Source organism: Streptomyces sp. DH37, from assembly GCF_029813835.1.
Classification (GTDB): domain Bacteria; phylum Actinomycetota; class Actinomycetes; order Streptomycetales; family Streptomycetaceae; genus Streptomyces.
In genome coordinates, this window is the sequence record NZ_JARVKV010000269.1 from 1 (window position 1) to 255 (window position 255).

Annotated in this window: 1 rRNA gene; it reads left to right on the forward strand. The window is 54.5% G+C overall.

The annotated features are described in order from the left end of the window. Positions 1 to 189: 189 nt before the first annotated feature. Positions 190 to 255, forward strand: a 5S ribosomal RNA gene (rrf, locus tag QC029_RS30985); the annotation flags it as partial.

Here is a 255-nt window from a genome sequence, read left to right on the forward strand (position 1 = left end):
GACCGGGTTGATAGGCCAGATATGGAAGCCTCGTGAGGGGTGGAGTTGACTGGTACTAATAGGCCGAGGGCTTGACCATAGATTTGCTCGCGTCCACTGTGTGGGTTCTGAGACCACGACCGGCTTGTCCGGATATGGGGTTTCAATTGAACAGTGTGTTTGTTCGCTTGGAACATCCGTGGTTGGTGTTTCGGTGGTCATGGCGAGAGGGAAACGCCCGGTTACATTCCGAACCCGGAAGCTAAGCCTTTCAGC